The organism is Frondihabitans sucicola (assembly GCF_030296615.1).
Lineage (GTDB): Bacteria > Actinomycetota > Actinomycetes > Actinomycetales > Microbacteriaceae > Frondihabitans > Frondihabitans sucicola.
Genome location: NZ_AP027732.1, coordinates 2,063,299 through 2,086,042 on the forward strand (window position 1 = coordinate 2,063,299; position 22,744 = coordinate 2,086,042).

At 68.6% G+C, this 22,744-nt stretch carries 18 protein-coding genes and 5 pseudogenes; 14 read left to right on the forward strand and 9 right to left on the reverse strand.

The genetic code is table 11. The annotated features are described in order from the left end of the window. Positions 1-35 precede the first annotated feature (35 nt). From QUE79_RS10650 to QUE79_RS10660, 3 genes and pseudogenes are all read left to right on the forward strand, one after another. Positions 36-536, forward strand: a complete 501-nt coding sequence (locus QUE79_RS10650) for a DUF6993 domain-containing protein (RefSeq protein WP_286346629.1) — start codon at positions 36-38, stop codon at positions 534-536. Between the two features lie 72 nt (positions 537-608). Then, positions 609-2,290 (forward strand): annotated as a pseudogene (gene ettA, locus QUE79_RS10655) (energy-dependent translational throttle protein EttA). Between the two features lie 3 nt (positions 2,291-2,293). Beyond that, a complete protein-coding gene (locus QUE79_RS10660) occupies positions 2,294-2,767 on the forward strand; it encodes an acyl-CoA thioesterase (protein ID WP_286346630.1) in 474 nt (157 codons plus the stop codon). A 185-nt stretch (positions 2,768-2,952) separates the two neighbouring features. On the opposite strand, the gene QUE79_RS10665 is transcribed toward QUE79_RS10660, so the two are convergent. Next, positions 2,953-3,849 carry an acyl-CoA thioesterase gene (locus QUE79_RS10665; protein WP_286346631.1) on the reverse strand — a complete coding sequence of 299 codons (897 nt, stop codon included), beginning with the start codon at positions 3,847-3,849 and terminating at the stop codon, positions 2,953-2,955. Positions 3,850-3,870: 21 nt separating this feature from the next. On the opposite strand from QUE79_RS10665, the gene QUE79_RS10670 reads away from it, so the two are divergent. Next, positions 3,871-4,560 (forward strand): DUF8185 domain-containing protein, encoded by a 690-nt coding sequence (locus tag QUE79_RS10670; protein WP_286346632.1) that lies wholly within the window; start codon positions 3,871-3,873, stop codon positions 4,558-4,560. A 44-nt stretch (positions 4,561-4,604) separates the two neighbouring features. Then, entirely contained in the window at positions 4,605-5,471 is an 867-nt protein-coding gene (locus tag QUE79_RS10675) for an NAD-dependent epimerase/dehydratase family protein (protein WP_286346633.1), read from the forward strand. Positions 5,472-5,543: 72 nt separating this feature from the next. Here the strand turns inward: QUE79_RS10675 and QUE79_RS10680 are convergent, their stop codons facing one another. The 5 genes and pseudogenes from QUE79_RS10680 to QUE79_RS10700 all read right to left on the reverse strand — a co-directional run bounded on the left by QUE79_RS10680 (position 5,544) and on the right by QUE79_RS10700 (position 12,028). Then, positions 5,544-6,014: a globin gene (locus tag QUE79_RS10680; RefSeq protein WP_286346634.1), complete on the reverse strand. Its 471-nt coding sequence runs from the start codon at positions 6,012-6,014 to the stop codon at positions 5,544-5,546. Beyond that, positions 6,011-7,114, reverse strand: a complete 1,104-nt coding sequence (locus QUE79_RS10685) for a mechanosensitive ion channel family protein (RefSeq protein WP_286346635.1) — start codon at positions 7,112-7,114, stop codon at positions 6,011-6,013. Before QUE79_RS10685 ends, QUE79_RS10680 begins: the two co-directional genes overlap by 4 nt. A 198-nt stretch (positions 7,115-7,312) precedes the next feature. Continuing rightward, positions 7,313-9,864: pseudogene (gene pepN / locus QUE79_RS10690) on the reverse strand (aminopeptidase N). A gap of 113 nt (positions 9,865-9,977) precedes the next feature. Next, complete coding sequence (locus QUE79_RS10695; RefSeq protein WP_286346636.1) at positions 9,978-10,538, reverse strand: cysteine hydrolase family protein; 561 nt, start codon at positions 10,536-10,538, stop codon at positions 9,978-9,980. After that, complete coding sequence (locus QUE79_RS10700; RefSeq protein ID WP_286346637.1) at positions 10,535-12,028, reverse strand: purine-cytosine permease family protein; 1,494 nt, start codon at positions 12,026-12,028, stop codon at positions 10,535-10,537. The genes QUE79_RS10695 and QUE79_RS10700 overlap by 4 nt, the downstream gene beginning before the upstream one ends. 57 nt (positions 12,029-12,085) lie before the next feature. Between QUE79_RS10700 and QUE79_RS10705 the strand changes: the two genes are divergently transcribed. From QUE79_RS10705 to QUE79_RS10725, 5 genes and pseudogenes are all read left to right on the forward strand, one after another. Continuing rightward, positions 12,086-12,706: a mycothiol-dependent nitroreductase Rv2466c family protein gene (locus QUE79_RS10705; RefSeq protein WP_286346638.1), complete on the forward strand. Its 621-nt coding sequence runs from the start codon at positions 12,086-12,088 to the stop codon at positions 12,704-12,706. Positions 12,707-12,761: 55 nt separating this feature from the next. Continuing rightward, positions 12,762-13,246: pseudogene (locus QUE79_RS10710) on the forward strand (ribose-5-phosphate isomerase). After that, a pseudogene (locus QUE79_RS10715) lies at positions 13,246-14,278 on the forward strand (Fpg/Nei family DNA glycosylase). Before QUE79_RS10710 ends, QUE79_RS10715 begins: the two co-directional pseudogenes overlap by 1 nt. Positions 14,279-14,327: 49 nt before the next feature. Then, a complete protein-coding gene (locus tag QUE79_RS10720) occupies positions 14,328-14,942 on the forward strand; it encodes an FMN-binding negative transcriptional regulator (RefSeq protein WP_286346639.1) in 615 nt (204 codons plus the stop codon). After that, positions 14,939-16,399: an amidohydrolase gene (locus tag QUE79_RS10725; RefSeq protein ID WP_286346640.1), complete on the forward strand. Its 1,461-nt coding sequence runs from the start codon at positions 14,939-14,941 to the stop codon at positions 16,397-16,399. The genes QUE79_RS10720 and QUE79_RS10725 overlap by 4 nt, the downstream gene beginning before the upstream one ends. Positions 16,400-16,662: 263 nt before the next feature. On the opposite strand, the gene QUE79_RS10730 is transcribed toward QUE79_RS10725, so the two are convergent. Further along, entirely contained in the window at positions 16,663-17,148 is a 486-nt protein-coding gene (locus QUE79_RS10730; protein ID WP_286346641.1) for a Dps family protein, read from the reverse strand. A 243-nt stretch (positions 17,149-17,391) separates the two neighbouring features. On the opposite strand from QUE79_RS10730, the gene QUE79_RS10735 reads away from it, so the two are divergent. Then, positions 17,392-19,035: a sensor histidine kinase gene (locus QUE79_RS10735; RefSeq protein ID WP_286346642.1), complete on the forward strand. Its 1,644-nt coding sequence runs from the start codon at positions 17,392-17,394 to the stop codon at positions 19,033-19,035. A 45-nt stretch (positions 19,036-19,080) separates the two neighbouring features. Next, positions 19,081-19,718: pseudogene (locus QUE79_RS10740) on the forward strand (response regulator transcription factor). A 76-nt stretch (positions 19,719-19,794) separates the two neighbouring features. On the opposite strand, the gene QUE79_RS10745 reads toward QUE79_RS10740, so the two are convergent. Beyond that, entirely contained in the window at positions 19,795-20,520 is a 726-nt protein-coding gene (locus QUE79_RS10745) for an SGNH/GDSL hydrolase family protein (RefSeq protein ID WP_286346643.1), read from the reverse strand. Positions 20,521-20,587: 67 nt separating this feature from the next. Here QUE79_RS10745 and QUE79_RS10750 point away from each other — a divergent pair, with 67 nt between their 5' ends. Beyond that, entirely contained in the window at positions 20,588-21,781 is a 1,194-nt protein-coding gene (locus tag QUE79_RS10750; protein ID WP_286346644.1) for a low temperature requirement protein A, read from the forward strand. A gap of 9 nt (positions 21,782-21,790) precedes the next feature. Further along, positions 21,791-22,054: a hypothetical protein gene (locus QUE79_RS10755; protein ID WP_286346645.1), complete on the forward strand. Its 264-nt coding sequence runs from the start codon at positions 21,791-21,793 to the stop codon at positions 22,052-22,054. Between the two features lie 172 nt (positions 22,055-22,226). On the opposite strand, the gene QUE79_RS10760 is transcribed toward QUE79_RS10755, so the two are convergent. Beyond that, on the reverse strand, positions 22,227-22,676 hold the full coding sequence (locus tag QUE79_RS10760) for a hypothetical protein (protein WP_286346646.1): 450 nt from the start codon (positions 22,674-22,676) through the stop codon (positions 22,227-22,229). Positions 22,677-22,744: the final 68 nt, after the last annotated feature.

Consider the following 22,744-nt stretch of genomic DNA (forward strand, 5'->3'; position numbering starts at 1 on the left):
CCTGTCGTCTCGGCGACGGACCGTAGACTCGACCCGTGCTGCTCCGACCGCTCCGACCCCGCCGCGTGGTCGCTCTCACGCTCGTCGCGATCACGGGTGTCGTCGTCCTCGCCGGCTGCACGAACGCGTCGCCGACGCCCTCTCCCGCGGTGTCGAACAGTGCGTCCGCCGGCAGTCCCTCCGCCGCGGCGACGCCGACACCGGCGCCGTCGTACGACGCGAACGCCTCCACACCGGAGGCCCTCGCGGAGTTCACGGCGGTCGTCACCAAGAAGCTCGCCGGCGATCCGCAGCCGCACGGTCGTGACATCGTCGATGCTCTCGCAGCGGCCGGCTTCGACAAGAAGGCGATGCAGCTGACTCCCGACGACACCACGATCGGTCGCAACGTCGACTCCATCGAGTTCTCGGTGCTCTGGAAGAACAACGACTGCCTGATCGGGCAGGTCGGCAGTGCCGGATTCTCCAGCGAGTCGTCGCCGGTGCTCAGCACCGGCAAATGCCTCATCGGCACGACGCGCACGATCGACTGGTAACACCCACGGCTTCGGCCGACGGCCGTCGCCTCGCGCGCGATCCCCTTCCAACCCCCGAATAGACTGGTGCCCATGGCCGAATTCATTTACTCAATGGTCCGCGCGCGAAAGACGGTCGGCGACAAGCTGATCCTCGACGACGTGACCATGTCGTTCATTCCGGGCGCCAAGATCGGCGTCGTCGGGCCGAACGGCGCCGGCAAGTCCACGATCCTGAAGATCATGGCGGGGCTCGACACCCCGTCGAACGGTGAGGCCAAGCTCTCACCGGGCTACAGCGTCGGCATCCTGATGCAGGAGCCCGAGCTCGACGAGTCGAAGACGGTGCTCGAGAACGTCCAGGAGGAGTCGGCCCGATCAAGGGAAAGATCGACCGCTTCAACGAGATCTCCGCGGCGATGGCCGAGCCCGATGCCGACTTCGACGCGCTGCTCGAAGAGATGGGTGGTCTCCAGGAGGAGATCGACGCCGCCGACGCCTGGGATCTCGACTCCCAGCTCGAGCAGGCGATGGACGCCCTGCGCACGCCCCCGGGCGACGCCCAGATCGCGAACCTCTCCGGTGGTGAGAAGCGGCGCGTGGCACTCTGCAAGCTCCTCTTGCAGAAGCCCGACCTGCTCCTCCTCGACGAGCCCACCAACCACCTCGACGCCGAGAGCGTGCTCTGGCTCGAGCAGCACCTGAAGCAGTACCACGGCGCCGTGCTCGCCGTGACCCACGACCGGTACTTCCTCGACCACGTCGCCGAGTGGATCGCCGAGGTCGACCGCGGTCGCCTGTACCCGTACGAGGGCAACTACTCGACCTACCTCGAGAAGAAGGGCGAGCGCCTCAACATCCAGGGCAAGAAAGACGCCAAGCTGGCCAAGCGGCTCTCGTCCGAGCTCGACTGGGTCCGGAGCAACACGAAGGGTCGCCAGGCGAAGTCGAAGGCCCGCCTCGCGCGCTACGAAGAGATGGTCACCGAGGCGGAGCGCACCAAGAAGCTCGACTTCGAAGAGATCGTGATCCCGGTCGGCCCGCGCCTCGGCCAGCAGGTCATCGACGCGAAGAAACTCGAGAAGGGTTTCGACGGGCGCATGCTCATCGACAACCTGTCCTTCACCCTGCCGCGCAACGGCATCGTCGGCGTCATCGGGCCGAACGGCGTCGGTAAGACGACGCTGTTCAAGACGATCACGGGCCTCGAGCCGCTCGACGGCGGCGACCTCAAGGTCGGCGAGACGGTCGACATCTCGTACGTCGACCAGAACCGCGGCGGCATCGATCCCAACAAGAACCTCTGGGAGGTCGTCTCCGAGGGCCTCGACTACATCCAGGTCGGCAAGACCGAGATCCCGTCGCGCGCCTACGTGTCCCAGTTCGGATTCAAGGGCCCCGACCAGCAGAAGAAGGCCGGTGTCCTCTCCGGCGGGGAGCGCAACCGCCTCAACCTGGCGCTGACGCTCAAGCAGGGCGGCAACCTCCTTCTGCTCGACGAGCCCACGAACGACCTCGACGTCGAGACCCTCGGCAGCCTCGAGAACGCGCTCCTCGAGTTTCCCGGCTGCGCCGTGGTGATCACACACGACCGGTGGTTCCTCGACCGGATCGCGACGCACATCCTGGCCTACGAGGGCACTCCCGACAACCCGGCCAACTGGTACTGGTTCGAGGGCAACTTCGAAGCCTACGAAGAGAACAAGATCGAGCGCCTCGGTGCCGACGCGGCCAAGCCGAGCCGGGTCACCTACCGCAAGCTCACGAGAGACTAGGGCGTGGCCCGGCTGCACGTACCCACCGTCCTGCGGTGGGGCGATCTCGATGCCTACGGGCACGTGAACAACGCCGAGATGCTGCATCTCCTCGAAGAGGCGCGCATCCAGGCGTTCTGGTCGGCGGGCGAAGAGTCGGGCGACGCATCGACGACGGCCATCCTCGATTCGCGCCCCGACACGCAGACCTGGTCGCTCATCGCCCGCCAGGAGGTCGAGTACCTCGCCCCGATCGCCTACACGCGGCAGCCGCTCGACATTCAACTGTGGATCGGGCAGATGGGCGGAGCGAGCCTCGAGATCTTCTACGAGGTGTTCTCGCCGGTCGGGGTCGAGCCGCGCGTGCTCCACACGCGGGCCGCTTCGACGCTCGTGCTGGTCGACGCGACCACCCAGCGCCCCCGCCGCATCTCGGAGGCCGAGCGCGCCGCCTGGACCCCGTACGTCGACGAACCCCTGGCGTTCCGCCGCAGATAGCTCGCCTCGGGTGTCGGCCGGCTCACCCGCGCCGCGGAGCGGCTGCCTGCCCGGGCCCGTCGTCCCGCCGACGAACGACGTGCATCGGTCATCGTGCCGCGGCGCCGTGACGTCGGCCGCTCGGCCTCAGAGCGACACGCCGAACCTGCCCCGAGCCCACGACGACTGGCCAGGCCGGCAGCGCTCTACTCGCCCACCCCGGGAACGCGGGTCATGCCCTCCTGCGCGACGCTCGCGAGCAGACGTCCGTCGCGGTCGTAGAAACGGCCCGTGGCCAGACCGCGGCCACCCTGCGCCGACGGCGACTCCATCGCGTAGAGGAGCCACTCGTCGGCGCGCCCGGCACGGTGCCACCACATGGCGTGGTCCAGGCTGGCGATCTTCATTCCGGGTCGAGAGAGTTCGACACCGTGGCGCCGAAGGATCGGCTCCAGGATGCCGAGGTCGCTGGCATAGGCGAGCGCGGCCCGGTGGATCGCGGGGTCGTCCGGCAGGGGTCCGACGGTTTTCATCCACAGGGCCTGGTGCGCCACGCGGGCGCCGTCGACCCGGAGGAACAGCGAGGACGGCACGTGCCTGATGTCGAAGGGGCGCCCGTGCGCCCAGAACTGCGCGGCAGGATGCGGGATCCCGGCCAGCACGTCGGCCATCGTCGGCAGCGATTCGGGACTCGGCAGGTCGGCGGGCATGGCTGCCTGGTGATCGATTCCGTCGTCGGCGGTCTGGAACGACGCCATCGTCGTCATGATCGGCACGCCGTTCTGCAGCGCCTCCGTTCGGCGAGACGCGAACGAGCGACCGTCGTGGCTTCGATCGACGCGGATGTCGATGGGCAGCTCGATCTTCCCGGCTCGGAGGAAGTACGCGTGCATCGAGTGGACGGTCTTCTCGGAGGGCACCGTCCGCTCGGCGGCCACGAGCGACTGGGCGAGCACCTGGCCGCCGAAGACCCGACCGTTCGGCATCCACTGGCTCGGCCCCTCGAACTCGTCGGGGTCGGAACCGGGAGTCAGCGCGAGGGCACGCAGGAAGTCGTCGAGGGGATCTTCGGGGGCGGCGTCGCGAGCTGGGTCGTGGTTCATCAGCGGTAGTTTAGAGGGCCGATGACTACCGCATTCCGCCTCCCCGATTCCCTCTCGCTCGACGACCTCCACACGTTCCTCGGGCGCGCGGCCGCCGTCGACGACGGGGCCACCCGCCTCATCGGCAGCACCGGAGAAGGCGGGGGAGTCCTCGCGGCCTACGTGGGCGTCCTGTCTCCCGCCGGCATCCTCGACTCCACCCCGACCGTCCTCGGGCTCCGCACGTATGCGCTTGCGGAAGACGACGCTGCGACCAGCTTCGACGAGGTGGTTCCGCTCCGCGCCGTGATCGAACGCACGACGAAGCTGCGCAACGAGGTCGTCGACCCGACCGCCTCGGTGACGGTGCCGGTGCCGCCGGCCGTCGTCGCGGCGTCCTGGGCGGCCATCTCCCCTCCACGAGGTGGCTGGGTCGCGCGTCCGTCCCTCGACGCGTCGATGCTGGAGGCGGTTGCGAAAGCGGGCATCGCAGAAGTGGCCGAGGTGATTCCGAGCGGCACGGGCGAGCAGATCGTCCAGCGGGTGCGGTCCGGTGTCTGGTCACGGGAGGTCGACGGCGCGCCCGATGTCTCCTCCGGGGCCGCCTTCGCCGCGCTCACCCTGGGCTTCCTCACCCCCGACGAGCCCGTCCGCGTCTTCTCCGTGGGGGCGTGGACGAGGATCAGCACCAGTCGCGGCCACGTCCTCGTCAAACGTCGCGGTCTCCTGTAGGCCTCCTTCGAAGCGGGTGGGACCCGACGCGTAACGTCGAGGTCATGTCGATTCTTCTCACCGGTGCCACCGGCTTCATCGGTTCCCGCGTCCTCCGCTCACTCGTCGCGAAAGGGTACGACGTCACCGCCCTCGTCCGGACGGACGCCAAGGCGGCGGCCGTCTCCGAACTCGGAGCCCGTTCCGTGGTCGGTGACATCACCGACCTCGACCTCCTCGAGTCGCTCGTCGTGGGGGCCGACGGTGTCATCCACACCGCGTCGCCCGGTGACGAGACCAACGGGGCGGTCGATTCGGGGGTCGTCGACGTCGTCCTCAGAAGCCTCGACGGAACCGACACCCCCTACGTGCACACCGGCGGCGTCTGGATCTACGGCAGCGGTGCGGACCTGGTCGAGGACGGTCCGTTGCAGCCCCTCCCGATCACGGGCTGGCGGGTCGACATCGAGCGCCGCGTCCGCGAATCCGGTGTCCGGACGACCGTCATCGCTCCGGCCATCGTCTACGGGCACGGTGCCGGGATCCCCGCCGGGCTTCTGGGCGAGGGCGAGATCCTCCTCGTCGGCGACGGGTCGCAGCACTGGACCACCGTGCACGTCGACGACCTCGCCGACCTCTACGTCCTGGCCCTGCAGGCGGCGGCGGCCGACGAGTACTACCTCGGTGCCTCCGGCCAGAACCCGACGGTGCTCGAACTCGGCGAGGCGGCCGCACGAGGGCGAAGCTGGCCCGTCGTCGCCGAGACACCCGATTCGGCCCGGGACCGCCTCAGCGCGGCCTTTGCCGACGCCCTGCTGCTCGATCAGCAGGCGTCCGGGAAGCACGCGCGCGAAGCGCTCGGCTGGAATCCGTCGCAGCCGTCCCTGGTCGACGAGCTCGAGTCGGGGAGCTACCTCAGCCTGCGGGCCTAGCGGCGACCCCCACGTCACCACGGGCCTGGCGCGCCCCGGACCCTGTGACGTGCGGCCACGTGACAGCCTCGCTCAAGTGCCGAACGTGTTGACCATCGCGTGCGCTGCGCGGTCGAGATAGCCCCAGAGAGTCGCGTCGTCGAGCGGTGAGAGTTCGAGCGAGTCGACGGCGGTGCGCATGTGCCCGAGCCAGCGGTCGCGGGCATCGGGGGTGACCGCGAACGGCAGGTGACGCATGCGGAGCCGGGGGTGTCCACGTTGCTCGCTGTAGGTGCCCGGCCCGCCCCAATACTGCTCGAGGAACCCGGTCAGCCGCTGGATCGCGCCTTCGAGGTCGTCGGACGGATACATCGGCCAGAGCACAGGATCCGCCCGGACGCCCTCGTAGAAGCGGCGCACGAGGCGCTCGAAGGTTTCACGACCGCCCACCTGCTCCCAGAAGTTACCTTGAGCGGCGTCGTCACCCAGCCCGCGGCGCACCGTGATCGGCTGGAGGTTGCCGGCAGGCGCCGGCGCAGGATCTGGGGTGGGCGAGTCGGTCATGATCTATCCTCTCCCGAGTCGCCCGGTGTCGTTCCGCGGCTGGAGTCGCGCGGAGCCCGCGGCTGGCGCGGTGTGCGCGGCCCGGGAGCCCCGGGCGGCGGCACGTTGATGCGGCTTCCGGCTTCGGTGGCGTCTGCCGCGGGGGTGGCACCGGCGTCGGACTTTTTCGCCTTCGGCGCGCGCGGGGCGCGGTTCTTCGGCACGGGAACCGGCGCGGTCTCGACCGGGCGTGCTCCTTTGATCGAGTTGGCTTCGTCGAAGCCCTGGAGGACGACGCTGTTCAGCGACGGCAACGTGAGGCCCATCTCGTCGAGAGCCTTCTTGAGTCGCACGCGGAGTTCTCGCGACACGTTGTCTTTCTCCGCGGAACGGGTCCGGACCGCCAGACGGATCACCATGGCGGAGTCGGAGATCGACTGGAGACCCCAGACCTCGGGCTTTTCGAGCATGCGGGTGCGCCAGCGAGGTTGGGCCTGGAGATCGGACGCGACCTTCAAGATGGTCGCTTCGACGGCGTCGATGTCGGCCTCGTAGGGAACGGCCGTGTCGATGATGGCGCGCGCCCATCCCTGCGACATGTTTCCGACTCGGAGGATCTCGCCGTTTCGGACGAACCACAGGGTCCCGTTCACGTCGCGGACCTGCGTGACGCGGATGCCGACGTTCTCGACGACTCCGGTCGCGAGTTGGACGTCGACGATGTCTCCGACCCCGAGCTGATCTTCGAGGACGATGAACATGCCGCTCAGAATGTCTTTGACGATGTTCTGCGCGCCGAAGGCCAGACCGGCCGCGATCACGCTGGCACCGCTGACGATTCCGACGGTGTTGACGTCGAGGACGCTCAGGATGACAGCGGCGGCGATGACGATGATGACCACCGACGACACGTTGTTCAGGACGCTGCCGAGCGTTCGCGTTCTCTGGACGATGCGGACGGCCTGCAGTGGCGAATTGAGCGCCTGGGTGTCTTGGACGTTCTGCTTCTTCTTGACGCCGTTGACGATCTGATCGACGACGCGGCGGATGACGAAGTGGATGATGACCCGGAGCAGGATCGCACCGAGGATGACGGCGACGACTCCGATGGGCTTCCCCACATGCCCCAGAAGGCGTCAGCGCCCTTCGCGATGTCCGCTGCCGCACCCGTCGGGGCGGGAGTTGCTGCTGCGAGGAGGGTTGAGATCATCCGAGCCATGCTAGAGGCCGTGTCGCAGAGGTTTCTGAAGGCGCGGCGGCGAGCCCGAGGGGCCCGCCGCCGCCGGCTTCACGCCACGGCCGGGGCTGCGGCGGCCGGCTCAGGCGTCTGCGGCCTGAACGCGCAGCGCGCGCTCGGTGCCGGCCACGCTCTCGGACACGATGCGGCGCAGAGCCGGCGTCTCGGGGTTCGCCTCGAGCCAGGCCGTGGACGCGGAGACGAGCGAGGCGTCGGCGAGGCCGGCCGGGTAGAGGCCTGAGACGAGGGTGTCGGCGATGTGGTAGCTGCGCGACTCCCAGATACCGGTGAGGGAGGCGAAATAACGCTCGACGACCGGCGCCAGGATCGCGGGGTCGTTCGCGTGCTGGAAGCCCAGCGCCGTTGCCCGGACGATGGCGTTGGGCAGCTCGTCGGAGTCGACGACCGACGCGAACGCGGCGAGCTTGGCCTCGCTCGTCGGGATCGTCGCCCGTGCGCGCGCCGCCGCCTGGGCCCCGTTGGCGGTGTTGTCCGCCGCGAGCGCGGCGTCGATGTCGCTCGAGCCGGCGCGGCCGACGAGGACGAGCCCCTCGAGGATCTCCCAGCGCAGGTCGGTGTCGATCTCGAGCCCGGCCAGGGCGATGCTGCCGTCGACGAGCCCCTGGAGCGCGTCGCCGTGTGCTGCGCTCGAAGCGATGTTGGCGAAGAACTTCACGAACTGGAACTGCGCGTCGGCGCCGGCCTCGGCGGACTGGGCGAGCGACCAGAGCTCGTCGCCGACGCGCTCGATCGTCGCCGCGCGACGCTCGGGGGCGACGTACGACCGGGCAACCTGCGTGAGCTGCGTCAGCGTCGTGCGGATCGTGGTCGACTCGGTCTCGCTGGCGATGTTCGCCAGCACGAGGTCGACGTAGCTGGACGCAGGCGTCTCGGCGTCGCGCGTGGCGTCCCAGACCGAGCCCCAGACGATGGCGCGGGCCAGCGGGTCGTGGATCTTCGAGAGGTGCTCGATCGCGGTCGCGAGAGACGCGTCGTCGAGGCGCACCTTGGCGTAAGCGAGGTCGTCGTCGTTGGTCAGGACGAGCGCCGCCTTCTTCACGCCGACGAGCTCAGGCACCTCGGTGCGCTCGCCGTCGACATCGATCTCGACGCGGTGGACGCGAACGAGGTCGCCGCCGTCGAGGTCGTAGAACCCGATGGCGAGGCGGTGCGGGCGGATGGTCGGGTACTCGGCGACGGCCGTCTGCAGGATCGCGAACGACGTGATGACACCGTCGGCGTCGGTCTCGATCTCGGGGCGCAGCGTGTTGACGCCGGCCGTCTCGAGCCAGAGCTTCGACCAGCTGGTCAGCTCGCGGCCCGAGGTGATCTCGAGCTCGGCGAGGAGGTCGGCGAGCGTGGTGTTCGAGTGGTGGTGCTTCTTGAAGTAGGCCGCGACGCCGGCATAGAAGGCGTCGATGCCGACCCAGGCGACGAGCTGCTTGAGGACCGAGCCGCCCTTCGCGTAGGTGATGCCGTCGAAGTTGACCTGGACGTCTTCGAGGTCGTTGATCGTGGCCACGACCGGGTGGGTCGAAGGAAGCTGGTCTTGGCGGTAGGCCCAGCTCTTCTCCATCGCCTGGAAGGTGGTCCAGGCCTCGGTCCACTCGGTGGCCTCCGCCGTGGAGATGGTCGACGCCCACTCGGCGAACGACTCGTTCAGCCAGAGGTCGTTCCACCACTTCATGGTGACGAGGTCGCCGAACCACATGTGGGCGAGCTCGTGCAGGATCGTGACGACCCGGCGCTCCTTGATGGCGTCGGTCACCTTGCTGCGGAACACGTAGGTCTCGGTGAAGGTGACGGCGCCGGCGTTCTCCATCGCGCCCGCGTTGAACTCGGGGACGAACAGCTGGTCGTACTTGTCGAAGGGGTACGGGTAGTCGAACTTCTCTTCGTAGTAGGCGAAGCCCTGACGGGTCTTGTCTAAGATGTAGTCGGAGTCCATGTGCTCGGAAAGCGACTTGCGCGTGAAGATGCCCAGGGGGATCTCGCGGCCGTCGGAAGACGTGAGCGACGACCGGACGACGTCGTAGGGACCGGCGACGATCGCCGTGATGTAGCTCGACATGACGGCCGTCGGTGCGAAGGACCAGGTGGCGACCGCGGTGGAGGGGTCGGTGCCGTCGACGACGGGCGTCGGTGTGATCGAGTTGGAGACGACCTCCCAGCGGGCGGGCGCGGTGATCGTGAACTGGAAGGTCGCCTTGAGGTCGGGCTGCTCGAAGACGGCGAAGACGCGGCGGCTGTCTGGCACCTCGAACTGCGAGTAGAGGTAGACCTCGTCGTCGACCGGATCGACGAAGCGGTGCAGGCCCTCGCCCGTGTTGGTGTATTCGGCGTCGGCGACGACGGTCAGCACGTTGGAGGCGGCCAGGGAGTCGAGCTGGATGCGGACGCCGTCGCTGACAGCTGCGGGATCGAGCTCGGACCCGTTGAGCGTGACCGAGTGCACGGTGCGGGTGAACGCGTCGATGAAGGTCGAAGCCCCTTCGGTCGCGGTGAAGGTGACGGTCGTCGTGCTGCCGAAGATCTCGGCCCCCGAGTCAGGTCGAGATCGACCACGTACGACTGCACGTCGAGAATGTCTTTGCGCTCTTGCGCCTCGACTCGGGTGAGGTTCTCTCCTGGCACAACGGCTCCGTTCTTCGTTGACTGCGCGCTAGCTGAACGCTGCTGGGCTCGTGGCCCAAAGACACCCTACCGGCGCGCCAATCAGCGCTTCGAGTTATCCACAGGGAGCTCGCTCAGAGCGCGGCGAGCACCTCGTCGACCGTCGTGATCTCGATCAGCGGCGCGTACAGCGCCATGACGTCGAGGGCCCGCTGATGGTCGAGGTCGCTGAGCCCGGCGCACGCGTCGGCCACCACCCGCACCCGGACGCCCGCGTCCGCGGCGGCCAGTGCCGTCGACAGCACGCAGCAGTCGGTGGAGACCCCGCAGAGCACGATGTCGAGCGGGCCGCCGAGAGCGCTGGCGGTTGCCGCGTCCCACTTGCCGAACGTCTCTCGAGTCACGACGACGGCGTCGCCCACGGGAAAAGCGGGCACGAGGTCGTACAGCGGGTCGGTCTGGGGGACCAGCGCGAAGGGCCAGTCGCGGTAGTAGGGCACCCAGGCTCCGGTGGGCTCGATCGGGGCGACGAAGCGGGTGAGCGCGGTCCGCGAGCCGAACGCCTGCCTGAGGCGCTGTGATCCTGCGCTCGCCGTGTCGAAGTGGGGTGTGTACCAGTCGCTTCCCGGGTCGCCGAAGACGCTCTGCATGTCGATCACGACCAGCCACGGCGCCGAGTCGAAGTCGAGCGTCATACGACGTCGCGGTCGAGGAAGACCGCCCCCTCCTGCTGCCGGATGACGGGGCGCATGAACAGCAGCGTGCCGAGGTACCCGATGGCGAGCGAGGCGAGCACTCCGAGGTTGGCGCCTCCCCAGGTGGTGCGGAAGGCGCTCTTCGCGTCACCGAAGAAGTAGCCCTGCCAGCCGAGCCAACTGGCGTACGTGTTCGTCACGAGGCCCCAGCCGATCGCCGTGCCGAGCACGATCAGGCCGATGGTGATCCACTGCACGCTTCCGTAGCGCCCCTTCGGATCGAACAGATCAGCCGTGGAGTAGTCCTTCTTCCGGAGTTGGACGTCGGCGAGGAAGATCCCGGCCCAGGCCGCGATCGGCACTCCGAGCGTGATGAGGAAGCCCTGGAAGGGCACCACGAAGCTGGTTGCGAAGAAGGCGACGTAGATGGTGCCCAGGATCATGACGACGCCGTCGACCGACGCCGCCGCATAGCGCGGGACCTTCAGGCCCGCGTTCATCAGCGAGAACCCGGAGGAGTAGATGTTCATCACGGACCCGCCGACGAGGCCGAGGATCGCGACCACCGCGAACGGGATGAGGAACCAGGTCGGCACGATCTTCGCGAGGGCGCCGATCGGGTCGTTGTTGATGTCGGCGAACAGCTTCGTCGAGCTTCCCGCGAGGAGAAGACCGAAGACCAACAGGATCACCGGGGCCACCGCGGCCCCGAAGGTGGTCCACCAGATCACGCCGCCGCTCGACGAGTTGCGCGGGAGGTACCGCGAGTAGTCGGCGGCCGCATTGACCCAGCCCAGGCCGAAGCCGGTCATCATGAAGACGAAACCGCCGATGACGGCGGGCAGGGCGCCGGAGGGCAGCGCCGAGACGGCGTGGAAGTCGACGCGGTGGAAGGTCAGGACGATGTAGACGACGGTCAGGACGCCCGTGGCGATGGTGATCCACTTCTGGAGTCGCATGATGAAGTCGAAGCCGAGGATCCCGCCGAACACGACGAGCAGGGCCACCACGAGCAGCGCGACGATCTTCGTCACGACGCCGCCGTGGAAGCCGAGGGTCTCGAAGACCGTCGCGGTGGCCAGCACCGCGAGCGACGTCAGCGCCGTCTCCCAGCCGACGGTGAGCACCCAGGAGATGATCGACGGCACCTTGTTGCCGTTGACCCCGAAGGCAGCTCGACCGAGGGTCATCGTCGGGGCATTGCCGCGCTTGCCGGCGAGAGCGATGAAACCGCAGAACAGGAACGAGATGGTGATGCCCAGGATCCCGACGATCACCGCCTGCCAGAAGGACACGCCGAAGAAGAGCAAGTAGGCCCCGTAGCCGATGCCGAGCACCGACACGTTGGCCGCGAACCACGGCCAGAACAGCTGGCGCGGCGTGCCCTTGCGCTCGCTCTCGTCGATGGCGTTGACGCCGTTGAGCTCGACGCCGCGCGGGACGGCGTCGGCCGTGACGTACGACGGTTCGGAAGGAGCTTCGGTCGACATGACTTCTCTTCTCGCTCAGCTGGGTCGCGTGGGGCCGCGTGGTTCTAGGCTCAACCCATGACCGACACAGTAGCTTCCGGAGCGCCCACCCCCGTCGATTTCTGGTTCGACCCGTCCTGCCCCTGGGCGTGGATGACGAGTCGCTGGGTGGACGAGGTGTCAGCGCACCGAGACCTCGACGTCACGTTCCACGTGATGAGCCTCGCGCTCCTGAACGAGCACAACGAGGGGTTCTCCGAGGAGGCGTTCACGCGGCTTCGCCGCTACACGCGGCTCGTGACGGCCGCGAAGGAGCTCCACGGCCAGGAGGTGGTCAAACCTCTCTACGACGCTCTCGGCACGAGGATCCACGTGCAGGCGGAGAAAGACCAGGACGCCGTCATCGCCGGTGCGCTCGCAGAGGTCCTCCTCCCCGACGACTTCGCCGCGTACGCCGACAGCGACGAGTACGACGAGCAGATGAAGGCGAGCCACGAAAACGGCATCGGCCGGGTCGGGCAAGACGTCGGCACCCCGGTGATCGCCGTTCACGGCACCGCCTTCTTCGGCCCCGTGATCTCGCCGGCCCCCAAGGGCGAGATCGCGCTGACGCTCTGGGACGGCGTCGTCGCGGCGGCGTCGTACGACGGCTTCTTCGAACTCAAGCGCAGCCGCACCCGAGGCCCCGTCTTCGACTGATCGACGTGGGGCCGCAGGCGATCCGGTGTCGGTGGCCGTCCATAGAATGAGAGCCATGCGCATCCACGTTGCGACCGACCACGCCGGCCTCGAATTCGCCCAGACTCTCATCAAGCACCTCACCGACCAGGGGCACGACGTGACCGACCACGGTCCGAAGACGTACGAGCCGCTCGACGACTACCCGTCGTTCTGCATCTCGGCGGCGCGCGCCGTCGTCCGCGATCAGAGCGCAGGTCTCGCTAGCCTCGGAGTCGTCTTCGGCGGGTCCGGCAACGGCGAACAGATCGCTGCGAACAAGGTCGAGGGCGTTCGCGCCGCCCTCGCCTGGAACACCTCGACGGCGCAGCTCGCGCGTCAGCACAACGACGCCAACGTCGTCGCCATCGGTGCCCGCCAGCACACCGAAGACGAGGCGATCTCCTCATCGACGAATTCATCGCGACGCCGTTCTCCTTCGAAGAGCGTCACGAGCGCCGGATCGCCCAGCTCGCCGAGTACGAGACGACCGGCCAGATCAAGGGCCACCCGGTCGACTGATGCCTGAGGGTCATTCCGTCCACCGAATCGCCAACCAGTTCGAGGCCAGTTTCGTCGGCAAGGCCGTCGAGGTGTCGTCGCCGCAGGGCCGTTTCTCAACGGGCGCCTCCCGTCTCGACGGCGCCGTGCTCGTCGACGCGAAGGCCGTCGGCAAGCAGATGTTCCTCGAGTTCGACAACGGCCTCTTCCTGCAGGTCCACCTGGGCCTCTACGGCTCGTGGGACTTCGCGGGCGACTTCTCCCTCGACCCCACGACGAAGAGCGCGAACGGCCGCATGGGTCAGACGAACCAGCGGGGCACCGACCTGCACGACACCGAGCTGATCGATGCTGCTGGCGAAGACTCCTGGAAGAGCATCGGCGCACCGCGCAAGGCGCGCCTGATGCGGGTGGGCAAACCGATCAGTGCCGCCCGCCTGCGCATGGCTGAGTCGGAGAAGCGCGAAGACGACGTCGACCTCGAGGCGTTCCCGCCCGAGCCGGTCGGCGCCGTACGCGTCCGACTCCTGGCACCCGACGTCGTGGCCGACCTCCGCGGTCCGACCAAGTGCGAGGTGCGCGATGCGGCCGAGGTCGACGCCATCATCGCGAAGCTCGGCCCCGACCCGCTGGTCGATTCGCCGAAGAAGGAGCCGACCGCTTCTACGAGCGGGTCCACAAGACGAAGACCATGATCGGTCTCCTGCTGATGGATCAGTCCGTCGTGAGCGGCATCGGCAACGTCTACCGTGCTGAGATGCTGTTCCGCGCCAAGCTCGATCCGCACACTCCGGGGTCGAGGTGCCGGAGGAGACCGTGCGCGCCCTCTGGAAGGATTGGACCAAGCTGCTCAAGAGCGGTGTGCAGCTCGGCCAGATGATGACCATGGACGGCCTCTCGAAGAAGGCCTATGCCGAGGCGATGAAGAGCCGCGACGATCGTCACTGGGTCTACCACCGCGAGGGCCTGCCCTGCCGGGTCTGCGGCACCAACATCCTGATGGAGGAGGCTGCCGGCAGAAAGCTGTACTGGTGTCCGGTCTGCCAGGCGTGATCCTGCTGTTCCTCCGACGCGGCCGGTTCCTTTCTGGCAAGGTTGGGCAATGCGGTACACCCCTCACTTCCTTCTCGAAGACGTCGCCGAGGTCAAGCGCCTGATCGCCGAGAACCCGTGGGCGACGATCGTGTCGAACACGGCTGCCGGGCTGGTCGCCTCGCACTACCCGGTCGTTCTCGAACCCACCGCCGACGACGAGATCAGCATCGTCAGCCACGTCGGGCGCCCCGACGAAACCGCGCACGAACTGGGCGAACACGAGATCCTGGTCATCATCCAGGGGCCACACGGCTACATCTCGCCCAACTGGTACCCGGCCGAGCAGATCATCCCCACCTGGAACCATGTGACCGCCCACCTCTACGGCACTCCCGAGATCCTGGGCGACGACGAGAACTTCCGGGTGCTCGGCGACCTGGTCGACCATTTCGAGAAGCGCATGCCGGCACCGGTGTCCCTCGAGCTCGACGAAGAGGGATCCCGTCGGGTCGCTCGCGGGACGGTCGGGCTGCGACTTCGCGTGACCCGGTTCGACGCCCGCGCCAAGCTCAGCCAGAACAAGCCGCCCGAGGTTGTCGACCGCATCGTCGACGCTCTCGAGAACGGGCCGGAGTTCGCGAACCCCGCGCTCGCTGCCGAGATGCGGCGCGTCCGCGAGTGAGCACCGCGCTGCTCCTGCGCGATGCCCGCCTCGTGGGTCGCGACGGGACCCCCACCGATCTCCTCATCGAGGACGGCGTCGTCTCGGCGATCGTCGCGGGCGTCGCACCGGGGCGAGCCGAAGTCGTCGACCTCGACGGCCGCTGGGTCGCGCCCGGTCTCTGGGACAACCACGTGCACATGGAGCAGTGGGCCCTCGTCCGCCAACGTCTCGACGTCTCGCAGGCCTCGTCGGCCGCGTCGGCCGTAGAGCTGGTCAGGCGCAGGATCGCCGAGGGTCGCCCCGCAGATCGCGACCTGCTGGTCGGCTACGGCTTCCGCGACGCGCTCTGGCCGGACGAGCCCTCGGCGATCCTGCTCGACTCCGCCGGCGACATCCCCGTCGCGCTGGTCAGCGGTGACCTGCACGCCGTCTGGCTCAACAGCTCCGGCCTCGCGCTCGTGAATCAGCAGGATCACCCGACCGGGCTCCTCCGGGAACAGGCGGCCTTCGACGCGAACGGCATCATCACCGCGATCGACAGTTCGCGGATCGACGAGTGGGTCGTCGATGCCACGAGGGCTGCTGCTCAGCGCGGCGTCGTCGGAGTCGTCGACCTCGAGATGTCGCTGTCGCTCGACGCGTGGGTGGCGCGGGTCGAGCAGGGCGCCGACTCACTTCGTGTGCGGTGCGGCGTGTATCCGCGCGACCTCGATTCCGTCGTCGAGCGCGGCCTGGAGACCGGTCAGCCGATCCCCGGTGGCGCCGGGCTCGTCACGATGGGGCCGGCCAAGGTCATCACCGACGGGTCGCTCAACACCCGGACCGCCTACTGCCACGATCCCTACCCGGGCCACGGGGGTGTCGGCGTCGCGTCGTTCACGCCCGAGGAACTCGTCGGGCTGCTGCGGAAAGCGTCGGCGGCGGGCCTCGTTCCCGCGGTCCACGCGATCGGAGACCACGCCAACTCGCTCGCCCTCGACGCCTTCGAGGCGGTCGGCTGCGGAGGGTCCATCGAGCACGCCCAGCTGGTGCGATTCGCGGACATCGCCCGGTTCGCTCGCCTCGGCCTGATCGCCAGCGTCCAGCCCGAACACGCGATGGACGACCGCGACATCGCGGAGGTCTACTGGGAGGGACGGACCGATCGGGCCTTCCCGCTCGAGACGCTGTCGGCCGCCGGGGTGCAGCTCCGGCTCGGCTCGGACGCACCCGTCGCGCCGCTCGACCCGTGGATCGCGATGGCGGCAGCCGTGACGCGCTCGCGCGACGGGCGCGAGCCGTGGCATCCCGAGCAGCGCCTGCCGGCCGCGGTCGCCCTCGAGGCATCGGCAGACGGCCGCGCGTCGGTGGTCGCCGACAGCGTCGCCGACCTCGTCGTGCTCGACGCCGATCCACTCGCCCCCGGCGTCGACCTCCGGGCGATGCCCGTCGCCGCGACCCTGCTCGCCGGTCGCTTCACGCACCGCGGCTTCTGACCTGCGCGGGCTCGCGCGTGCCCGCTCGCGCGTGCGCGCTCGCGCGTGCCCGCTCGCGCGTGCCGTCGAGATCCTGCCCCTCTCCCGAAATCGAAGGGGATTTTCGGCCGACGCCCTGCGATCCCACTCAAGCTGCCCCGGGGGAAGAATCCCCTTCGATTTCGGGAGGAGAGGGCGGGCGCAGGCGGGCTGGGGGTCGGTGCGGAACGCAGCGAAGCCGCCACCCCGAGGGGCGGCGGCTTCGCGGCAGAGAAGACGGGCGACTACTGGCTGACGTGCGCGGAGAGGAACCAGCGGTCTTTGTCGAGGCCGCGGGCGATCTCGATTGCGACGTCCTGGCTGGAGGCGTCGATCTCGCCGAGCTCGTCGATGGCGGTCTGGACCGAGGCGCGAGCCGAGTCGATCTGCGCGACGATACCGGCGATGGTGGCGTCGACCTGCTGGAAGCCGGCCTTGAGCGGCGGGTTGGTGGTCGTGGCGGCGACGGTCTCGAGTCGGCCGTCGACGGGCAGGCCGAGGGCGACGATACGCTCCGCGGCGGTGTCGGCGTACTCCTGGGCGTGGTCCACGACCTCGTCGAGCAGCTCGTGCACGGCGATGAAGCTGATGCCACGGACGTGCCAGTGCGCTTGCTTGCCGTTGACGGCGAGGGCGGTGAGGTTGGTCACGACGGGGGTGAGGAACTGGGCGGTGGCGGCTGCGACGTCGGGGTCGACGGAGCTCTGGGTGACGGTGACTGTTTCGGACATGACGGTGGTCCTTTCCCTCTGCGAGGCCCCGAGGGGCGACTTGATGCACCCAACGCTAGACGTCTGGGAATATTCCGCAAGCAAGCTGAGGCTCGGCTAATTGAGGTGAGCCTGCGCTTGCTCGCCTCTTCTCCCCAGGCGTCGGTCGCAGGATCACGAGCTCCCGCGAGTGGGGATAACCCCCGTCCGCATCCGGTCGGTGGCACCATAGGCGTCGGCTGTCGGTCCCGGCACGCTGGAGTCATGATCACAGAAACGAGCCCCGTGCCAGACAAGTCGCGATCCCTCTACGGGCGGCTCTGGCGTGCGTTCCCTCGCGACTTCGGCTACCTGGCGCTGACCGGGGTGCTCGTCGTCGTGGCAGGGAGCCTCTACGGCGTCGCCGGAACGATCCTCAGCAGCTTCGGCGACGCGCTCGGGTCTCTCATCCTCTTCGCGATCCTCCTGCTCGCGGCCCTCTACTTCGCCAGACTGTTCGGGCGCCTCGAGCTGCTCCGGCTGCGCTGGGCGGGTGAACCCGCCGTTCAGCCCGTGGTGTGGCGGGGGCTGACCGCGAAGAACCGCTTCATCCGGCTGCTCGAGGTCGCCGCCGACCCGCACTACTGGCTCTACCTGCTGTACACGGCGGTCGTGTTTCCTCTCCTCGGGGGCGCAGTGGTCGCCTTCATCGGCTTCGTCATCGCTGCCGGCTTCGGGGGAGTGATCTTCGGCATCGTGCTCATGGTCATCCACCCGGTGGTCGGATCCGACCTCTGGTACTCGCTGGTCGGCGTGCACTGGTTCTACGACCACCTGCCCTGGTGGGGCGTCCTGAGCCTGGTCCTCGGGCTGGGGCTGCTGGCGCTCGTCCCCTTCCTCACCCGTGGGGGCGTGATCCTGATGAACGCTGTCGCGACGCCGCTTCTGGGCGGCTTCCGATCGGAGCAGCTCGAAGCCGAGGTCGCCGGGCTCCAGGTCTCGCGGAGCGCTGCCGTATCGGCCGAAGGCACGGCGCTGCGGCGGCTCGAGCGCGACATCCACGATGGTCCGCAGCAGCGTCTGATCCGGATCCAGATGGACCTCGCCGCGGCGGCGCGCGCCGTCGACACCGACACCGCCCGCGGCAAGCATCTCATCGACGAGGCTCTGCAGCAGTCGCGTGACGCCCTCGAAGAGCTGCGCGCCCTGTCTCGCGGCTTCGCTCCGCCCCTGCTCCTCGACCGCGGGCTCGCCGCCGCCCTCGACGCCGTCGTCGATCGCTCGACGACTCCGACGCGATTCACGAACGAGTTGCCTGAGGGGCTGGCTGTGCCCGTCGAGATCGAGCGCAACGCCTACTTCATCGCGGCGGAGCTCCTCACCAACGTCGCCAAGCATGCGGAGGCGTCACGAGCCGAGCTGATCCTGTCGGCGCCGTCGCCGCTCGGCGCACGAGAACTCCGCGTCGACGTGACCGACGACGGTCACGGCGGGGCGGCTCTCCAGACCGGGCACGGCCTCGCCGGCGTCGAGCAGCGGCTCGTCGGGCTCGGCGGCCGACTTTCGCTGCGCAGCCCCGCGGGAGGCCCGACGCACGTGTCGGTGCACATCCCCGTCGAGAGTCCCGTGGCAGATCCTGCCTCGTCCGCGGCCACCGCTTCCGCGACAGCGCCGGCCGCTTCGGCGCCGGCCGCCGATGCACCGGCACCGGCACAGGCAGCAGCGCCGCCGGCCGATAGAGCGGCACCGGCACCGGTACCACCTGTCGCCAACGACACGACGCCACTCCCGAAGGCCGACACGACGCCGACCCCGGAGGCGAACCCGACCCCGACGCTGGCCTACCCGACCGAGGAACTTCCTCGAGAGTCGGCTTCGCCGCAGAAGACCAAGCGACAGAAGCCGGATGCACCGCGGTCGGCGCCCTAGGCTCGACGCGTGACCTTCAGCCTCGACGCCGCGAACGGCGGGCGGATGCGGGTCGTCGTGGCCGACGACTCCGTCCTGCTCCGCGAGGGGCTGGTGCGCCTCCTCGACGAACTGGGTGCCGAGGTCGTCGGGTCGTACGGCGACGCCGACTCCCTGCTCGCAGAGGTCGAGGCCGTCCGCCCCGACCTGGCTGTGCTCGACGTGCGGATGCCACCGACGCATCGCGACGAGGAGTGCGCGCGGCGATCGAGTTGCGGCGTCGGGTGCCGGGAACCGGGATCCTGCTGCTCTCCCAGTACGTCGAGGTCGCCTACGCGCGCGAGTTGTTCAGCGCCGGATCCGACGGCGTCGGATACCTGCTGAAAGACCGGGTGACCTCACTCGACGAGCTGGGCGCCGCGCTGGCGCGGATCCGCGAGGGCGCGACCGTCCTCGACCCCGACGTCGTCGCCGCGTTGCTCGGGCGCCGCAGCGACCCGCTGGTCGCGCTGACGCCCCGCGAACGCGAGGTCCTCGCTCTGATGGCCGAGGGTCGCACGAACTCCGCGATCGCCGCAGAACTGTTCATCGGAACGGGCGCCGTCGAGAAGAACGTCACAGCCATCTTCCAGAAGCTCGGCCTGGACGACTCCGGCAGCGATCACCGCCGCGTGCTGGCGGTCCTGGCGTTCCTGCAGAGCTGAACCACTGCCGCCGGCGTGGCCGTTGCGACCCCGCCGGCGTGGGCACCGCCGACGGCGGTGCCGCTGCGCGCGCGACTCAGCCGGCGATCGGACGCGAGACGACGCGCAGAATGGCGGCGCGATAGTTCTCGCCCAACTGCTTGTACCCGGCCGTGGTCGGGTGCGTGCCGTCGAGCGAGACACCCGCCTTGTAGACGAGCCCGTGACGAGCGAACCCCCAGGGATCGATGAAGTCCCAGCCCTTGGTGGCCACGTAGGCCCGCAGCTGCTTCTCGTAGACGGCCGCGGCGCGCGGGTTGTGATCGTACGGCGGGATGGCTCCGACGATGACGTGCTTGGGGTGGATGGTGTCGACGATCGAGTCGTAGCTCGAGGCCGCCTGGGCGAACGGCAGGTGCAGTCGCACGTCGTTCGTGCCGGCCATCAGCACGAGCACGTCGACGTCTTTCACGGGCCGGACGTTGGCGGCCATGATCTGCACCGTCGTCCCGCCTTTCGCCCATCCTCCGACGTAGCGGATCCCGTTGCCTTTGGCGTAGGTGATCCAGGTGTCCGGCGTGAGACCCCACGAGAGCATGCGTCCGCCGCCCGCCGTCAGGGAGTCACCGACGACAGCGACGCGAGCAGGATCGGCCGTGGTGCCGAGCGCACCGTCGACGGGCGTGGACGTGCGGCTGGGCGCGCTGACCTGCGATCCGGAGACGGCCTCCGGCTGGGAACGGGGCGCCGTGGCGCACCCGGCGAGCGCGACGACGGCGGCGGCCGCGAGGCCACCCACGAGTGCTTTGACAACGGAGCGCATCCGAGAATTATCACTCGCGAAATCTGTGAGTACTCACCCCCGTTCGGGTGCTCGGTACTGTCGTCGCATGACCGAGACGATTCACCGCTCCGCTCTGCGGAGGATGACGATGCGAAGCCCGTCCGAGCCGCACCGCGCGGCGAGCTCGCTGGAGCTGTTGTTCGACCTCGTGTTCGTCGTCGCGGTCTCGTTCGCATCGGTCTCCCTGCACCACAACCTGCAGGAGGGCCACGTGTTCCTGGGGGTCGTCCACTACCTGATGGCGTTCTTCGCGATCTGGTGGGCCTGGATGAACTTCACCTGGTTCGGCACCTCCTTCGACACCGACGATTGGCTGTACCGGATCGCGACGGTGGTGCAGATGGGAGGCGCGCTCACGTTCGCGGCCGGTGTCTCGGGCATCTCGAACGTCGACCACCCCGACTTCACGCTCGGGGTGACCGGCTACATCATCATGCGGCTGGCGATGGCGTTCCAGTGGTTCCGGGCGGCGCACGACGAGCCGCGCACCCGGAAGACGACCCTGCGCTACGGCTTCGGGATCCTGGTGGTCCAGTGCTTCTGGCTCCTGCTCTACGTGCTGCCCGACGACCTGAAGCTGCCCGCCTTCCTGGTCGGCATCGTGCTCGAGATCTCGGTACCGATCTTCGCGGAGGCGGCCGGCACGACGTCCTGGCACCTGCACCACATGACCGAGCGCTACGGGCTCTTCACCCTGATCGTTCTGGGCGAGTCGATCCTGGCCTCCACGAACGCCGTGGTCGAGGTGGGCACGTCGACCGAACACCTCGCCGACCTGGTGCTGCTCGCCGCGTCGTCGCTCGTGATCATCGTGTGTTTCTGGTGGATCTACTTCGCCTTCCCGCAGCACGGACTCCTCACCTCGATCCGCACCGCGCTCGGCTGGGGCTACGGCCACTACGCGATCTTCGCCTCGGCCGCCGCGCTCTCCGCCGGCATCGAGATCTCCCTGAACGTGGAGTCCGGCGACCTGCACCTCTCGCACGTGGCCGCCGCAGCGACCCTCGCCGTCCCTTGTGCGGTGTACCTGTTCTTCGTCTGGTTCCTGGTACTACGTCGCCAGTCGTCGGGCCGGGTCAACGTCGTCGTCCCTCTCCTGGCGGTGCTCGTGGCACTCGCCTCGTTCGCGCCGTTCTCGCTGCAGGTGGTGGCGGTGCTGATGGTGCTGGCAGTCGTCGTCGTGGTCGCGGGACGCGACCGCTCCTTCCGGGCGCTGCAGGATCACGGCACCTGGGCCTAGTCTCACGGTATGAGCACGGGGCCATCGCGCAGGATCACGACGTTCCGGTCGTTCGCTCGCGTCGCGCGGGCGGAGGCCTGGCTAGCGCTCGTCGAGCCCGTGTGGCCTCGAGGCTTCGTGCGGCTCCTGGGCCTCGTCGGCATCGTGGAGGGCGTCTTCCTGCTGCTGATCTCGGGCACGGCTCCGGTTGGAGAGGTCGGCACGCTCACGCTTCTCGCGGGTGAGACCGCCTTCGTGGCGTCGTTCGCCCCTGCTGGTCGTCCGTCCGGCTGATCCTGCTTTCCTCGGCCTCGCTCGTCGGCCCTGCGCCGTGAACGGCGCTCGGTGCCGCTGCCGCTCGGCTCCGGAGGACGTCGTGCGAGATGGGCAGCATTATCGTTGCAGCCATTGGAAAGGTTCCGGGCTGGATTCGGGTGCTTGCAGGCGACCTCTCTGCCGCGGCCATCTACGATCTGATCAAAGGTCTCTTTTGATCGCGCATCGCCGCCGCTGCAGGAAGATCGCCTTCGAGATGAGGCTTCGTGGGGCCGACGAAAACACGATTGCGGCAGAGCTCCACCGAATCGAGAGGTCGCTCGAGAGCGGTGACTCGCGTGTCGAGCTCGCGTCGCCGTCGGACATCGCCGCGCAGTTCGCACCGTCGAAGCCTCACGGTCTGAGTCGCGGCCTGATCGTCGGTGGTGGCGTGCTCATGGCGGTCGCCGCTGCTGCGCAGCTCGTCGGGTTCGTCGTGTTCCATCTCGACTTCCGAATCGGGCCCGTCCCGATGTTCATCCTCGGCCTGCCGATGTTTCTGGTCCTGTTCGGGGTTGCCGTTGTCGTCGATTTCAGGCTTCCGGCAGGGTTCGCTCGGCGACAGCCGTCGACACAGCCTCGGTGACCTCACGCAGGTCATCGCCGTCTCCCTCACGAGCGGCGGCGATGCCTGTCGTTCTCGGCGAGTCGGTGTCGACCCGCCGTGTT

What these genes read in the sequence shown, in the direction of transcription:
- QUE79_RS10665 (WP_286346631.1), bottom strand. Translation starts at nt 3,849, where the DNA reads ATGAACCACGACCCAGCTCGCGACGCCGCCCCCGAAGATCCCCTCGAC.
- QUE79_RS10670 (WP_286346632.1), top strand. Translation starts at nt 3,871, where the DNA reads ATGACTACCGCATTCCGCCTCCCCGATTCCCTCTCGCTCGACGACCTC.
- QUE79_RS10675 (WP_286346633.1), top strand. Translation starts at nt 4,605, where the DNA reads ATGTCGATTCTTCTCACCGGTGCCACCGGCTTCATCGGTTCCCGCGTC.
- QUE79_RS10680 (WP_286346634.1), bottom strand. Translation starts at nt 6,014, where the DNA reads ATGACCGACTCGCCCACCCCAGATCCTGCGCCGGCGCCTGCCGGCAAC.
- QUE79_RS10695 (WP_286346636.1), bottom strand. Translation starts at nt 10,538, where the DNA reads ATGACGCTCGACTTCGACTCGGCGCCGTGGCTGGTCGTGATCGACATG.
- QUE79_RS10700 (WP_286346637.1), bottom strand. Translation starts at nt 12,028, where the DNA reads ATGTCGACCGAAGCTCCTTCCGAACCGTCGTACGTCACGGCCGACGCC.
- QUE79_RS10705 (WP_286346638.1), top strand. Translation starts at nt 12,086, where the DNA reads ATGACCGACACAGTAGCTTCCGGAGCGCCCACCCCCGTCGATTTCTGG.
- QUE79_RS10720 (WP_286346639.1), top strand. Translation starts at nt 14,328, where the DNA reads ATGCGGTACACCCCTCACTTCCTTCTCGAAGACGTCGCCGAGGTCAAG.
- QUE79_RS10730 (WP_286346641.1), bottom strand. Translation starts at nt 17,148, where the DNA reads ATGTCCGAAACAGTCACCGTCACCCAGAGCTCCGTCGACCCCGACGTC.
- QUE79_RS10735 (WP_286346642.1), top strand. Translation starts at nt 17,392, where the DNA reads ATGATCACAGAAACGAGCCCCGTGCCAGACAAGTCGCGATCCCTCTAC.
- QUE79_RS10745 (WP_286346643.1), bottom strand. Translation starts at nt 20,520, where the DNA reads ATGCGCTCCGTTGTCAAAGCACTCGTGGGTGGCCTCGCGGCCGCCGCC.
- QUE79_RS10750 (WP_286346644.1), top strand. Translation starts at nt 20,588, where the DNA reads ATGACCGAGACGATTCACCGCTCCGCTCTGCGGAGGATGACGATGCGA.
- QUE79_RS10755 (WP_286346645.1), top strand. Translation starts at nt 21,791, where the DNA reads ATGAGCACGGGGCCATCGCGCAGGATCACGACGTTCCGGTCGTTCGCT.
- QUE79_RS10760 (WP_286346646.1), bottom strand. Translation starts at nt 22,676, where the DNA reads ATGACCTGCGTGAGGTCACCGAGGCTGTGTCGACGGCTGTCGCCGAGC.